Origin of the sequence: Ruegeria discodermiae (genome assembly GCF_030758345.1) — a bacterium.
Classification (GTDB): Bacteria; Pseudomonadota; Alphaproteobacteria; order Rhodobacterales; family Rhodobacteraceae; genus Ruegeria_C.
Genome location: NZ_JAVAMO010000010.1, coordinates 56,637 through 69,467 on the forward strand (window position 1 = coordinate 56,637; position 12,831 = coordinate 69,467).

11 protein-coding genes are annotated in these 12,831 nt (G+C 61.1%); 7 read left to right on the plus strand and 4 right to left on the minus strand.

The window, feature by feature from the left end; translation table 11 throughout:
- Positions 1-6: 6 nt before the first annotated feature.
- The gene (locus Q5Y75_RS18720; protein WP_306200399.1) at positions 7-1,008 is read right to left on the minus strand and encodes a DUF2125 domain-containing protein; all 1,002 of its coding nucleotides are present in this window, start codon (positions 1,006-1,008) and stop codon (positions 7-9) included.
- 69 nt (positions 1,009-1,077) lie between these two features.
- Between Q5Y75_RS18720 and Q5Y75_RS18725 the strand changes: the two genes are divergently transcribed.
- From Q5Y75_RS18725 to Q5Y75_RS18735, 3 genes are all read left to right on the plus strand, one after another.
- The gene (locus Q5Y75_RS18725; RefSeq protein WP_306200402.1) at positions 1,078-1,608 is read left to right on the plus strand and encodes a gamma-glutamylcyclotransferase; all 531 of its coding nucleotides are present in this window, start codon (positions 1,078-1,080) and stop codon (positions 1,606-1,608) included.
- Between the two features lie 64 nt (positions 1,609-1,672).
- Positions 1,673-2,845 (plus strand): biopolymer transporter ExbB, encoded by a 1,173-nt coding sequence (locus tag Q5Y75_RS18730; RefSeq protein ID WP_306200404.1) that lies wholly within the window; start codon positions 1,673-1,675, stop codon positions 2,843-2,845.
- A 3-nt stretch (positions 2,846-2,848) separates the two neighbouring features.
- Positions 2,849-4,501, plus strand: a complete 1,653-nt coding sequence (locus Q5Y75_RS18735; RefSeq protein WP_306200406.1) for a peptidoglycan -binding protein — start codon at positions 2,849-2,851, stop codon at positions 4,499-4,501.
- Between the two features lie 10 nt (positions 4,502-4,511).
- Here Q5Y75_RS18735 and Q5Y75_RS18740 read toward each other — a convergent pair whose 3' ends face one another.
- From Q5Y75_RS18740 to gloB, 3 genes are all read right to left on the minus strand, one after another.
- Positions 4,512-5,471 (minus strand): peptidoglycan DD-metalloendopeptidase family protein, encoded by a 960-nt coding sequence (locus tag Q5Y75_RS18740; RefSeq protein ID WP_306200407.1) that lies wholly within the window; start codon positions 5,469-5,471, stop codon positions 4,512-4,514.
- Positions 5,471-7,795 (minus strand): ATP-dependent Clp protease ATP-binding subunit ClpA, encoded by a 2,325-nt coding sequence (gene clpA, locus Q5Y75_RS18745; protein ID WP_306200410.1) that lies wholly within the window; start codon positions 7,793-7,795, stop codon positions 5,471-5,473. The genes Q5Y75_RS18740 and clpA overlap by 1 nt, the downstream gene beginning before the upstream one ends.
- Before the next feature lie 176 nt (positions 7,796-7,971).
- Positions 7,972-8,757, minus strand: coding sequence for a hydroxyacylglutathione hydrolase (gene gloB / locus Q5Y75_RS18750; protein WP_306200411.1), 786 nt, complete (start codon positions 8,755-8,757; stop codon positions 7,972-7,974).
- 43 nt (positions 8,758-8,800) lie between these two features.
- Here gloB and Q5Y75_RS18755 point away from each other — a divergent pair, with 43 nt between their 5' ends.
- From Q5Y75_RS18755 to Q5Y75_RS18770, 4 genes are all read left to right on the plus strand, one after another.
- Positions 8,801-9,535: a class I SAM-dependent methyltransferase gene (locus Q5Y75_RS18755; RefSeq protein ID WP_306200413.1), complete on the plus strand. Its 735-nt coding sequence runs from the start codon at positions 8,801-8,803 to the stop codon at positions 9,533-9,535.
- A gap of 307 nt (positions 9,536-9,842) precedes the next feature.
- On the plus strand, positions 9,843-10,403 hold the full coding sequence (locus tag Q5Y75_RS18760; RefSeq protein WP_306200415.1) for a F0F1 ATP synthase subunit delta: 561 nt from the start codon (positions 9,843-9,845) through the stop codon (positions 10,401-10,403).
- Positions 10,404-11,942, plus strand: a complete 1,539-nt coding sequence (atpA, locus tag Q5Y75_RS18765) for a F0F1 ATP synthase subunit alpha (protein ID WP_306200418.1) — start codon at positions 10,404-10,406, stop codon at positions 11,940-11,942.
- 12 nt (positions 11,943-11,954) lie between these two features.
- Positions 11,955-12,830 (plus strand): F0F1 ATP synthase subunit gamma, encoded by an 876-nt coding sequence (locus Q5Y75_RS18770; RefSeq protein WP_306200420.1) that lies wholly within the window; start codon positions 11,955-11,957, stop codon positions 12,828-12,830.
- The last annotated feature ends 1 nt before the right edge of the window (position 12,831 follow it).

The following is a 12,831-nucleotide window of genomic DNA, read 5'->3' on the forward strand; positions in this document are numbered from 1 at the left end:
GGGCCTTCAGCGCAGGATCAGCCGGGGTGCGGGGCCCAGCGGGATCGGGCCAAGAGCTACGAATCCGTCGCGGAAATTCAGCTGTACGTCGAGCGAATTGCGGTTACCGCCAAGGCCGGCCAGCATGCCCAGAACCCGGTTTGCCGGGCCAACCGCCTGTTCAGGGATGGCACCCGCCGCTTGCGCCATGGCCAGCATTTCCTGCCAGTTTTCCGCCTTGAGCGCGACTTCTCCGGTGGGAATGCCCTGGCCATCGACCTCCAGCTCTCCGGTCGCAAAGAGCCTCAATTCGCCCCAGCGCATTTCAGCCAGACGCAGGTCGATCATCTGCGGCTGCGGTCGGTTCTCTTCCAGCGCGCTGCGATCCCAAGGCTTGTCGAAGCGCACCGCCACGTCGAGTTCAAGCGTATCGAGACTGCGGGGCAGGGCGGAATCCGAGCGCAACAGGCGGCGCAGCGCATCGCCCGGCGTGAAGCCTTCGGCGGATATCCCGAACATGTAGGTCTCGGGCTGCGCCTCCTGCGCCATGGCAAGCGACATGGTGTCTGCCTGAAGGGCGGTGCCGTTGACGGTGTCGATACGCCACGGACCCGCTGTCAGCGCCATACGCTGCAGCTCAAGCCGGACGCCGGGATGCAGGTGCAGGTCTGCGGTCAAGTCCTGCGCCGTCACAACGGCGGTCTGGTCGAAATAGGACAGGCGCTGCGGCGTGTCGGCAAAGCGCAAGGTCTGACGACCGGGCCAGATCGCGGGGCTGTCAAACATGATCCAGTCGGCCTGCCAGGCCGCTCCGGTGCGCGGATCGGCCAAGGCGGGGCTGGTCAGGGTGGTTTTGTGGCGCAATGGATAACCGGCGGTCGAGATCTCGGCATAATCGGCCTGCCAGCCCCGCTCTGCCTGGGCGGCAAACCACGCCTCGACACTGCTGCGCAAACCATAGGCGGCGGCCAGCCAGTAGCCGGACCACAGCACGATCACCACAATGGCGAGTTTCAGCAAACGGCGCATGCTCGATTGGCCCCTTTTTCCCGGCTCTGATTTGGTATTTATAGGGCGAAACAGGCAAGGACCAGTGCGATGACGATGTGGGTGTTCGGCTATGGATCGCTTTTGTGGAACCCCGGGTTTCCGGTGGCGCGCAGCGAGGTTGCGACATTGCACGGCTATGCGCGGTCCTTCTGCATGAGTTCCATTCACCACCGGGGCACCGAGGAAAAACCGGGGCTGGTGCTGGCGCTGGATGAGGTTGACGGGTCCCATTGCCGAGGTCTGGCCCTGTCGGTGCAAGAAGGGCAAGAAGACCGGACGCTGGCTGAGCTGCGCGAACGAGAACTGATTTCGTCCGCCTATCTGGAGCGGATGTTGGCAGTCGAGTTGGAAAGCGGCGACCGCGTCACCGCCGTCACCTATGTGATCGACCCTAATCACGTGCAATATTGTGGCGGTCTCGCGCTGGAGGATCAGGCCCATATCATCGCCGATGCGGTGGGCGGGCGCGGCCCCAATACCGACTATCTCTACAATACAGCCGAACATCTGGCCGAGATCGGGCTCAGCGACCCTGATCTGGACTGGTTGACCACCCGGGTACGGGCCCTGACCGCATAAAGCCTTGGCCTTGCGGGCGGCTTTTCGGTAGGTTCTCCCTAGAGCAGAAAATCAGGACACGCGCATGGCGCAGGCACGTTTCGAGGCGAGACCGCAATTCTCGCGCCCCTTCCGGCAGATCATCATGATGCTGGTCGTGATCGGCCTGTCGGGTTTCGGCGTTTTTGTGGCATTGCCGCGCGTCGCCTCGGTCTTTCAGGCAAATCCTTATCTGAACGGATTTATCGTTCTGGTCTTTGTCATCGGTGTTTTGGCCTGTTTCTGGCAGGTCTTCCAACTGATCGGATCGGTGCGCTGGATCGACGGCTTTGTTGGCGGCTTTGAACGCGAGGGCATTCCCGCCCCGCAGCTTCTGGCGCCTTTGGCCACGCTGCTCAGCGCCCGCAGCGCGCGGATGCAGATCAGTTCCACCTCGACCCGTTCGATCCTCGATTCTGTCGCCGAGCGCATCGAGGAAGAGCGCGAGATCACGCGATACATCACCAATGTGCTGATTTACCTCGGATTGTTGGGCACTTTCTTTGGTCTGGCCACCACAGTTCCCGCCATTGTCGACACCATCCGCAGCCTCAACCCGCAGGAAGGCGAAGAGGGTTTGGCGGTGTTCAACCGGCTCATGGTTGGGCTGGAATCCCAGCTACAGGGCATGGGCGTGGCCTTTGGTTCCTCCTTGCTGGGTCTCGCCGGGTCGCTGATCGTGGGCTTGCTGGAGCTTTTTGCCAGCCATGGCCAGAACCGATTTTACCGCGAGTTGGAGGAATGGCTCTCGACGATCACGCGGGTCGGGTTTTCCTCCGGCGATGAGGGCGGGTCAGATACCGGCGCTATAGATGGCGTGATGGAGGCGATGACTGAGCAAATGGATGGGCTGCGGATGATGTTCGAAAACTCCGAACAGGACCGGGCCATGCTGTCGGATAAGATGGGTGAGTTGGTCGACACCATTGCCCAGATGAACCAGCGCCAATCCGATACTGACGGTGTCACGCGCGCGCTGGAGCGCCTTGCCGCAAATCAGGAAGCGCATGTGGAACTGCTGCGCAGCCATGAACACGGCGACGGGATTGATGCTGAAAGCCGGATGCGGCTGCGGTCGATCGACGTGCAGATGCTGCGCATTCTTGAAGAGATCTCAGCCGGGCGGCAGGAAAGCATGGCCGAACTGCGCCGGGATATCGATACGCTCGTCATGGCGCTGATCCGCAGGGCTGATACGCGCGGCATGGACGGGGAGTGATCCATGGCCCTGTCACGGCGCACCGGTCAACGGTTCCAGGGCTCTGTCTGGCCCGGTTTTGTCGATGCCATGACCGGGCTGCTGATGGTGCTGACCTTTGTGCTGACCATCTTCATGGTGGTGCAATTTGTGTTGCGCGAAACGATCTCTGGGCAGGAAAGCGAGCTTGACGCGCTGTCGAACGAAGTCTCGGCGCTGGCGCAGGCGCTGGGGCTGGAAGAGCAGGAAAACGATCAACTGCGCCAACGGGTCGGCGCGCTGAATGCCACGCTTTCGGAAGCGCAGGGCAGCTTGGCGCAGGCGCAGAATCTGATCGATACTCTGACAAGTGAGCGGGATCGGCAGGACGCGGCTCTGGCCGAGGCCCAGACCCGGATCACCACGTTCGAGGCCCAGGTTGCGGCGCTGATCGCAGATCGAGATCAGGCCTTGGCCAATGTGGAAAGCCTGTCGGCTTTGCAGGCCGATCTTCTCTCCGAGCAAGAGGCGCTGAACCTCGCCCTGGCGCAGTCGCGCAGTGAGATCGACGCTCAGACCGAGGCTGCTCGCCTAGCCGCCGCGCGTCGCGAAGCGCTGGAGGCGCTGGTGGCGGATTTGCAGAGCGAAAGCGCCGAAACTTCTGGACAGATAGCCGCGCTTCAGGGCCAGCTTGACGAGGAGGAAGAGGTCCGGCTGGCCGAGGCCGCTGCTGCTGAGGCGCTGCGGGCGCGCTTGCAGAATGCCGATAGCGAACTGACGGCGATGACGCTGGCGCTGGAGGCACAGCGCAAAGAGGCCGAAGAAACGCTGACCCTGCTTGCGGCGGCGGATGCGGCCCGGGATGCGTTGCAGGGCGAACTGGAGGCTGCCCGTTCCAAAGCAGATCAAGCTGATACCCGCGCCGCGCTGCTTGCTCAGGCCCGCGAGTTGTTGGCCGCAGAACAGCAGGTCTCAGCAGCAGCGCAGCGGCAGACCGCTTTGCTGAACCAGCAGATCGCGGCGCTGCGCAGCCAGTTGGGCGGGCTGCAGGCGCTGCTTGACGACTACAAGGCGCGCGATGAGGCGGCACAGGTGCAATTGCAGTCGCTCGGGCAGGACCTCAATACGGCGCTGGCCCGCGCTGCGTCGGAAGAACGGCGACGGCGCCTGCTGGAGGAGGCAGAGCGCAGGCGGCTGGAGGCGGAGGCCGAGGACCTGCAAGCGCAGGCCAAGGATCTGGAACGCTATCGTTCGGAATTTTTCGGACGGCTGCGCGATGTTCTGGGCCAGCAGGAGGGCGTGCGGATCGAGGGCGACCGATTTGTCTTTTCCTCCGAGGTGCTGTTTGCGCCCGGCTCGGCCACGCTGTCACCCGAGGGCCGGTTTGAGATCGCCAAGATTGCGGAAATCCTGCGCAGCATCGCAAGTGATATCCCGCCCGAGATCAACTGGGTGATCCGGGTCGATGGCCATACCGACAACACGCCGCTGAGCGGCGGCGGGCGCTATCGCGACAATTGGGAACTTAGCCAGGGCAGGGCGCTGTCGGTTGTGCGTTACATGGTGGACGCGCTGGGCATCGCACCAAATCGGCTGGCGGCCAATGGCTTTGGTGAGTTCCAGCCGCTGAACACGGACGATACCGAAGACGCGCGCGCGCAGAACCGGCGGATCGAGTTGAAACTGACCGAGAAGTGAGTGCTGAGGGCTACTGAACCGTTGTCGTCGTCGATTTCTGGCTGATCACCTGCCCATCCCGTACCAGACTCACCCTACCGGTGTAGGTTCCCGCAGGCCATCGCTCAGCGGTCAGACGTTTGCCATAGGCCCGGAAGAACCGGGCGCGATTGCGTTCCAATTCGACCTGCTGGCCGCCAAAAGGCCCGTCGGGTCCCACGATCTCGATCCTCATTACATCGCCTTTCAGCCCACCATAGGCGAGACCGTAAAGAACCAGCCCAGAGCTCTGGTCGGACAACACGTCTTGCGCGGCGTCACCTGCAAGAATCGCGTCATATTCCGGGACCAGCGGGGCAAAGCCCACATCCAACAACGCGCCCGGCACATAGTCGGGCGTGTCGGCCCAGAGGTTATCGCCCCCTTGCCCGCATTGCGCCTGTCCGGTGGTGTCGAAGGGGTCGACCACCTGACCGTCCTTGCGCACCGAGAGGTGAAGATGCGGAAACTGCGTCTTGCCGCTCAGCCCCACCTGGCCCAGCACGGTTCCGACATCGATCACATCGCCGGATTTGACCCGGATCGAGCCCTGCCGCATGTGGCAATACTGGGTTTCCCAGCCGTCCTCATGCTTGAGGACAACGCCATTCCCGCATTCGCGCCCGTCGACTTGAGCCGTGGTCTCACTGGTAAAAAGCTGATCGGGCATGGAATTGCGAGTGCCCTGCACGATGCCAGGTGCTGCAGCGCGCACATCCACACCCTGCTGCATGGCGCGCAGCGTTGGCAGGGCAAAATCGGTGCCTTTGTGCCCGTCATAAGACAGCGTGCCACATGTGAAATCGCGGGCTCCGGCACCGGGATCACGGTCGACGAATTGCTGGATGTAGCAGGTCTCGCCCAGCTCGCAGTCAATAGGCAGGCTCAGAACGGGATCGCTCGCCGCCGGTCCGGCAGCGAGCGCGAGAGTCGCGAGCAGTCGCCCGTACATCAATCTGCGGTCAGCAACGGCGGCTTGTCGCCCGGAATGCGCGGCTGGCGCGGGCCGTTGATCTGCAGATCCAACTCGCCGTTCTTCACAGCGACCTTCACCACACCGCCTTTGGCAAGTTTGCCGAATAGCAGTTCTTCGGCCAAAGGCTTCTTGATGTGTTCCTGAATGACGCGTCCCAGCGGGCGCGCACCCATCTTGTCGTCATAGCCTTTGTCGGCCAGCCATTCAGCTGCCGGACGGGTCAGTTCTATTGTCACATTGCGATCCAGCAACTGCGCCTCCAGCTGGAGGACGAATTTCTCGACCACCTGCAAGATGACCTCTTTCGGCAGCGGCGCGAAGGAAATCACCGCATCCAGGCGGTTGCGGAATTCCGGTGTGAACATGCGCTCGATCGCGGCGGTGTCCTCGCCCTCGCGACGGTCGCGGCCAAAGCCGATGGCTTCCTTGGCCTGCTCCTGCGCCCCGGCATTCGAGGTCATGATCAGAACCACGTTGCGGAAATTCACCGTCCGGCCATTGTGGTCGGTCAACTCGCCATGGTCCATCACCTGCAGCAGGATGTTGAAAACATCCGGATGCGCCTTTTCGATTTCGTCAAGCAGCAGCACGCAGTGCGGGTGCTGGTCGACCCCATCGGTCAGCATGCCGCCCTGGTCAAAGCCGACATAGCCCGGAGGCGCGCCGATCAGGCGGGAAACCGCATGTTTCTCCATGTATTCAGACATGTCGAAGCGCAGCAGCTCAACACCCAGCGTATCGGCCAATTGCTTGGCGACTTCCGTCTTGCCGACACCGGTGGGACCGGCAAACAGATAGTTGCCGATTGGCTTTTCCGGTTCGCGCAGGCCCGCGCGGGCCAGTTTGATGGCGCTGGACAGCGCGTCGATGGCCTTGTCCTGTCCGAACACCACGCGCTTGAGCGAGGCTTCGAGGTCTTTGAGAACCTCCGCATCGTCCTTGGTGACGTTCTTGGGCGGGATGCGGGCGATCTTGGCCACCACCGCCTCGATCTCTTTCACGCCGATAGTTTTGCGCCGCTTGCTTTCCACCACCAGATGCTGCGCCGCGCCTGCCTCATCGATCACGTCGATGGCCTTGTCAGGCAGCTTGCGGTCGGTGATATAGCGCGCCGCCAGTTCGACCGCCGATTTGATCGCGTCGGCGGTGTATTTGATGTCGTGATGTTCCTCGAAATAAGGCTTCAAGCCGCGCAGGATCTTCACGCTGTCTTCGACGGTGGGTTCGTTCACGTCGATCTTCTGGAACCGGCGGCTGAGTGCGCGATCCTTCTCGAAATGCTGGCGGAACTCCTTGTAGGTTGTCGAGCCCATGGTGCGCAGCTTGCCGCCTTGCAAGGCTGGCTTGAGCAGGTTCGAGGCATCCATCGCACCACCGCTCGTGGCACCGGCGCCTATCACGGTATGAATCTCGTCAATGAACAGCACCGCGTCTGGGTGGCTTTCCAGTTCCGAAACGACGGCCTTGAGCCGTTCCTCAAAATCGCCGCGATACCGGGTACCCGCCAGCAGCGCGCCCATGTCGAGCGAATAGATCGTGGTGGCCGACAGCACCTCGGGCGTGTTGCCATTGACGATCTTGCGTGCGAGACCTTCGGCGATGGCGGTTTTGCCCACGCCGGGGTCGCCCACCAGCAACGGGTTGTTCTTGCGGCGACGGCAGAGCACCTGAATGCAGCGTTCCACTTCAAGGTCACGGCCGATCAGCGGGTCTACATCGCCATCACGTGCCTTGGCGTTCAGATCGACGCAATATTTCGACAGCGCGCTTTCCTTCTGGTCCGGCTCGCTTGCTGCGGCCTGCGTTTCTTCTTCGGGTTCATCCGAGCCCGAGACGGACCGGTTTTCGCCATAAGCCGGGTCCTTGGCCACACCATGAGCGATGAAATTCACCGCGTCATAGCGGGTCATGTCCTGTTCCTGCAGGAAATAGGCCGCGTTGCTTTCGCGTTCGGCAAAGATCGCAACCAGCACGTTGGCGCCGGTCACTTCGGTGCGGCCCGAGCTTTGCACGTGGATCGCTGCGCGTTGGATCACCCGCTGGAAGGCGGCGGTCGGCACTGCCTCGGATCCGTCGATATCGGTCACCAGATTTGACAGATCTTCGTCGATGAACTCGACAAGAGTGCCGCGCAATTCATCCAGATCGACGCTGCAGGCTTTCATCACCCGCACAGCATCCGGTTCATCGAGCAGCGCCAGAAGCAGATGTTCGAGCGTTGCAAATTCGTGGCGCCGTTCATTCGCGGCTGCAAGCGCTGCGTGAATGGCTTGTTCTAGTGTGCTCGAGAATGAAGGCACCGGCGTGCTCCTCTATACTGGGGTTGGCTGGGGGCAAGTTCGGCGTTGGTCCCCCCAGACCAACCATGTCCTCATATTATTAGAGTTTGGTTGAACGCACGGCGGCTTCAAGGGTTTTTTGTTAAATCATCCTCACATTTAATGTGACTGATGCCATGAAGCTGGAAAAACAGGCCTTAGAAGCGGTCTTTGCGGGCGCGAATCTCGGCGAAAACATCCACCGGCGCACTGCCGGTCATTCCCAGATTTGCCTGAATTCCCGGTTCATTGGCACGCAGGAACGGATTTGTGGCCTTTTCCAACGCCAATGCTGACGGAACTGTGGACCGCCCTACGGCTCTTGCCGCAGATATATCTGCGATGCGTTTTTTCAATGCGGCATTTTCCGGCTCGATTGTTTCCGCGAACCGACCGTTGGCCTGCGTGTATTCATGCCCGGAGTATACGATGGTGTCGTCCGGCAGTGCGGCCAGCTTGTTGAGCGAGGTCCACATCTGTTCTGGCGACCCCTCGAACAGCCGCCCACATCCCAGCGCCATCAGGCTGTCCGCAGTAAAGACCGCATGGCTTTCGGGCATATAAAAGGCAATGTGGCCGACCGTGTGCCCGGGCACCTCGATCACCTGCACATCTTCGCGCGACAGAGAAAAGACGCTGCCTTCGCGCACCTCCATATCCAGTTTGGGCAGACGTTGCGCATCCGCCGCCGCGCCCACAACGCTTGCGCCGAATCGCGACCGGAGCGCTTCGACCCCGTCGACGTGATCCCAATGATGGTGTGTCAGCCAGATCTGGTCCAGTGTCCAGCCGCGCCGGTCAAGCTCTGCCTCGATGGGGGCGGCCTCGGGGGCATCCACGAGGGCAGTCAATCCGCTGCCCGGCGCATGGATCAGAAAGGCATAATTGTCGCTGAGGCAGGGGATTGTGACGATCTCAAGAGGCATGGTCTTTTGCCCTTTCATTGCTAGACTGCGCCCAGCTAAGCCGATCACGCGAGCACCTGCAATGCATCTGGATGTCCAGGATCTAAGGAATTTCTACTATCGCAGCACGCTGGGGCGCGCGGCACAGGCGGCCATTCGCGGTCGCCTGCTAGAGCTTTGGCCCGAGGCGCATGGCCAGACGGTGGCCGGGTTTGGCTTCGCGGTTCCGCTGCTACGGCCCTACTTGAAAGATGCGCGGCGGGTGATCGGGCTGATGCCCGGTCCGCAAGGGGTCATGCCCTGGCCCGCGGGGATGCCCAACGTGTCGGTCTTGGCGGAAGAGACCAGATGGCCCATCGAAACAGGACATGTGGACAAGCTCGTGGTGATGCACGGGCTGGAAACCTCGGAACGGCCCAGCAACGTGCTGGACGAATGCTGGCGAGTGCTGGGCCCCGGCGGCAAGGCAATGTTCGTCGTGCCCAATCGCGCCGGGCTGTGGTCTCGATCGGACAAGACGCCGTTTGGTTACGGGCGGCCTTATACGCTCAGTCAGTTGGAAGCGCAGTTGAAAGAGCATGACTTCCTGCCCGACGCGCATTGCTCAGCGCTGTATCAACCGCCGTCCTTCCGCCGGTTCTGGCTGAAATCGGGAGCGTTGATCGAAAAGGCGGGAACCCGGCTGCCGACCGTTATGGCGGGCGGTGTCTTCATGGTCGAGGCCAGCAAGCGCATGCAACCACCCAGTGGCCGGGTTGTTCCGCATGAGCAGAGGCGGCCCATTCAGGCGCTGGACGGGTTATTAAAGCCCGCCTGAGAGGTGTGAAAAGCATTGTTCAAAACCCGTCAGATCGCTGTAACTTTGCGGCAGGAATCGCGAAAACCTGCGATCTCGTAACATTTTTCAACGAGGGTCGTGAGGTCAAACCGTCACACTTTCTTCTAACCCATTGAAAACAAGTAATTTGGGGATAAGTCTTCTGCTGTTATACTGTATTGCGAGGTTGTGAACGCTCTGCTACATCCCCGGTGATTTTGATGCCCTGCCGTCCTGGCGGGGTTTTGTCACGCCCCCGGTTTGCCTGTTCTGCGCGAATTCGGGGCCAAGTAGCGGAAGGGTGGACGTGTCCGAACCAGCTTCGATTTCCGCCGGCATAGCCGAGCGTTACGCCACCGCGATCTTTGAGATCGCGAAAGAGAACAAGAACCTTGACGGCCTGGAAACAGGTGTCACCGATTTGGCCGAAGCACTGGACGCTAGCGCAGACTTGCGCGACCTGATCCAATCGCCCCTGATCTCGCGAGCTGACCAGGCGGCGGCCATTGGCGCTATTTCCCAAAAGATGAACCTGGCCCCGGTGCTGGCCAACGCGCTGGGCCTGATGGCGCAAAAGCGCCGTCTGTTTGTCGTGCCACAACTGATCGCAGCCCTGCGCGCGGCACTGGCGGATGAGCGCGGCGAAGTGACCGCTGAGGTGGCGTCGGCCAAGGCACTGACCAAGACCCAGATGGAAAAACTGTCCAAAACGCTCGGCGAGCAAGTGGGCAAAACCGTAAGTATCAATGCGACCGTCGATGAAAGCCTCATTGGCGGTCTTGTCGTCAAAGTAGGCTCGAAGATGATCGATAGCTCGATCCGCTCCAAGCTCAACTCCCTACAGAATGCAATGAAAGAGGTCGGATAGATGGGTATCCAAGCTGCAGAGATTTCTGCAATCCTGAAGGACCAGATCCAGAATTTTGGTCAGGAAGCAGAAGTGGCCGAGATCGGTCGCGTGCTGAGTGTCGGTGACGGGATTGCCCGCGTCTATGGTCTCGACAATGTGCAGGCCGGTGAAATGGTCGAATTTCCTGGCGGTATCATGGGAATGGCGCTGAACCTGGAAAGCGACAATGTCGGCGTTGTGATCTTCGGCTCGGACCGGGACATCAAAGAAGGCGATACCGTAAAGCGCACCAACTCGATCGTGGACGTGCCGATCGGGAACGAGCTGCTGGGCCGCGTTGTGGACGGTCTGGGCAACCCGATCGACGGCAAGGGCCCGATCAACGCCACCCAGCGTGGCGTGGCCGACGTCAAGGCACCCGGCATCATCCCACGTAAATCGGTGCATGAGCCGATGTCGACCGGCCTGAAATCGGTTGACGCGATGATCCCGATTGGCCGGGGCCAGCGGGAACTGATCATTGGTGACCGCCAGACCGGCAAAACCGCCGTTGCGCTGGACACCATCCTGAACCAGAAATCGGTCAACGAAGCTGCAGGCGACGATGAGAGCAAGAAGCTCTACTGCGTCTATGTCGCGGTTGGCCAGAAACGCTCGACCGTGGCGCAGCTTGTGAAGCGTCTGGAAGAGTCCGGCGCCATCGATTACTCGATCGTCGTGGCCGCAACCGCCTCCGACCCGGCGCCGATGCAGTTCTTGGCGCCTTATGCCGCCACGGCTATGGCCGAGTTCTTCCGCGACAATGGCCGCCACGCGCTGATCATCTATGATGACCTGTCCAAACAGGCTGTGTCCTATCGTCAGATGTCGCTGCTGCTGCGCCGCCCGCCGGGACGTGAAGCCTATCCGGGTGACGTATTCTACCTCCACTCGCGCCTGTTGGAGCGTTCGGCGAAGCTGAACGAAGACTTTGGTGCTGGCTCGCTGACCGCTCTGCCGGTTATCGAAACCCAGGGCGGCGACGTGTCTGCCTTTATTCCGACCAACGTGATCTCGATCACCGACGGTCAGATCTTCCTGGAAACCGAGCTGTTCTACCAGGGCATCCGCCCCGCCGTGAACACCGGTCTGTCGGTTAGCCGTGTGGGCTCTTCGGCGCAGACCAACTCGATGAAGTCGGTCGCCGGTCCGGTGAAACTGGAACTGGCGCAGTACCGCGAAATGGCCGCGTTTGCTCAGTTTGGCTCCGACCTCGACGCCGCAACCCAGCAGCTGCTGAACCGTGGCGCGCGCCTGACCGAGCTGATGAAACAGCCGCAATACTCGCCGCTGACCAATGCGGAAATCGTTTGCGTCATCTTCGCGGGCACCAACGGCTACCTTGACAAGATCGACGTGTCTGACGTGGGTCGTTACGAGGCTGGTCTGCTGGCGCATCTGCGTGGCAAGCATGCCGACCTGCTTGACTGGATCACCAACGAAGATCCCAAGATCAAGGGCGAGGCATCTGACAAGATCAAGGCTGCTCTGGACGAATTCGCCGCAAACTTCGCTTAAGGAGACGCGGCAATGCCAAGTCTAAAGGACCTTAAAAACAGGATCGAGTCAGTCAAATCGACCCGCAAGATCACCAAGGCCATGCAGATGGTCGCGGCCGCAAAACTGCGCCGCGCCCAGGAAGCGGCCGAGTCCTCGCGCCCTTATGCCGAGCGGTTCAACACCGTGATGGCGGGGCTGGCGGCCTCGGTCGGCGGCAGCGATAACGCGCCGATGCTGCTGCGCGGTACCGGTAAGGATGACGTGCATTTGCTGGTCGTCATGACCGCAGAGCGCGGGTTGTGCGGCGGCTTCAATTCAAGCATCGCCAAACTGGCCCGCGTCAAGGCTGAGGAGCTGCGCGGCAAGGGCAAGACCGTTAAGGTCCTGACCGTCGGCAAAAAGGGCCGCGACGCGCTCAAGCGTGATCTCGGCGAGTTCTTTGTCGGCCATGTGGATCTGAGCGAAGTGAAACGTCTGGGCTACAACAACGCGCAGGATATCGCACGCGACGTTCTTGGCCGCTTTGATGCGGGCGAGTTCGACGTGGCGACGATTTTCTTTGCCAAGTTCCAGAACGTGGTGACCCAGATCCCGACCGCGCAACAGATCATCCCCGCCGCCTTTGACGAGGTTGAGGGCGATGATGCTGGCACGCTTTATGATTACGAACCCAGCGAAGAGGCCATCCTGGCCGACTTGCTGCCCAAGGGGGTCGCAACCGCGATCTTCTCGGCCCTGCTTGAAAACGGTGCCTCGGAACAGGGTGCCCGGATGAGCGCGATGGACAACGCGACCCGCAACGCGGGTGAGATGATCGACAAGCTGACCATCCAGTTCAACCGCTCGCGTCAGGCCGTGATCACCAACGAGCTGATTGAAATTATTTCCGGCGCCGAAGCGCTGTAGA

What these genes read in the sequence shown, in the direction of transcription:
- Q5Y75_RS18740 (WP_306200407.1), bottom strand. Translation starts at nt 5,471, where the DNA reads ATGTACGGGCGACTGCTCGCGACTCTCGCGCTCGCTGCCGGACCGGCG.
- Q5Y75_RS18725 (WP_306200402.1), top strand. Translation starts at nt 1,078, where the DNA reads ATGACGATGTGGGTGTTCGGCTATGGATCGCTTTTGTGGAACCCCGGG.
- gloB (WP_306200411.1), bottom strand. Translation starts at nt 8,757, where the DNA reads ATGAAAGGGCAAAAGACCATGCCTCTTGAGATCGTCACAATCCCCTGC.
- Q5Y75_RS18730 (WP_306200404.1), top strand. Translation starts at nt 1,673, where the DNA reads ATGGCGCAGGCACGTTTCGAGGCGAGACCGCAATTCTCGCGCCCCTTC.
- Q5Y75_RS18755 (WP_306200413.1), top strand. Translation starts at nt 8,801, where the DNA reads ATGCATCTGGATGTCCAGGATCTAAGGAATTTCTACTATCGCAGCACG.
- Q5Y75_RS18735 (WP_306200406.1), top strand. Translation starts at nt 2,849, where the DNA reads ATGGCCCTGTCACGGCGCACCGGTCAACGGTTCCAGGGCTCTGTCTGG.
- atpA (WP_306200418.1), top strand. Translation starts at nt 10,404, where the DNA reads ATGGGTATCCAAGCTGCAGAGATTTCTGCAATCCTGAAGGACCAGATC.
- Q5Y75_RS18770 (WP_306200420.1), top strand. Translation starts at nt 11,955, where the DNA reads ATGCCAAGTCTAAAGGACCTTAAAAACAGGATCGAGTCAGTCAAATCG.
- Q5Y75_RS18720 (WP_306200399.1), bottom strand. Translation starts at nt 1,008, where the DNA reads ATGCGCCGTTTGCTGAAACTCGCCATTGTGGTGATCGTGCTGTGGTCC.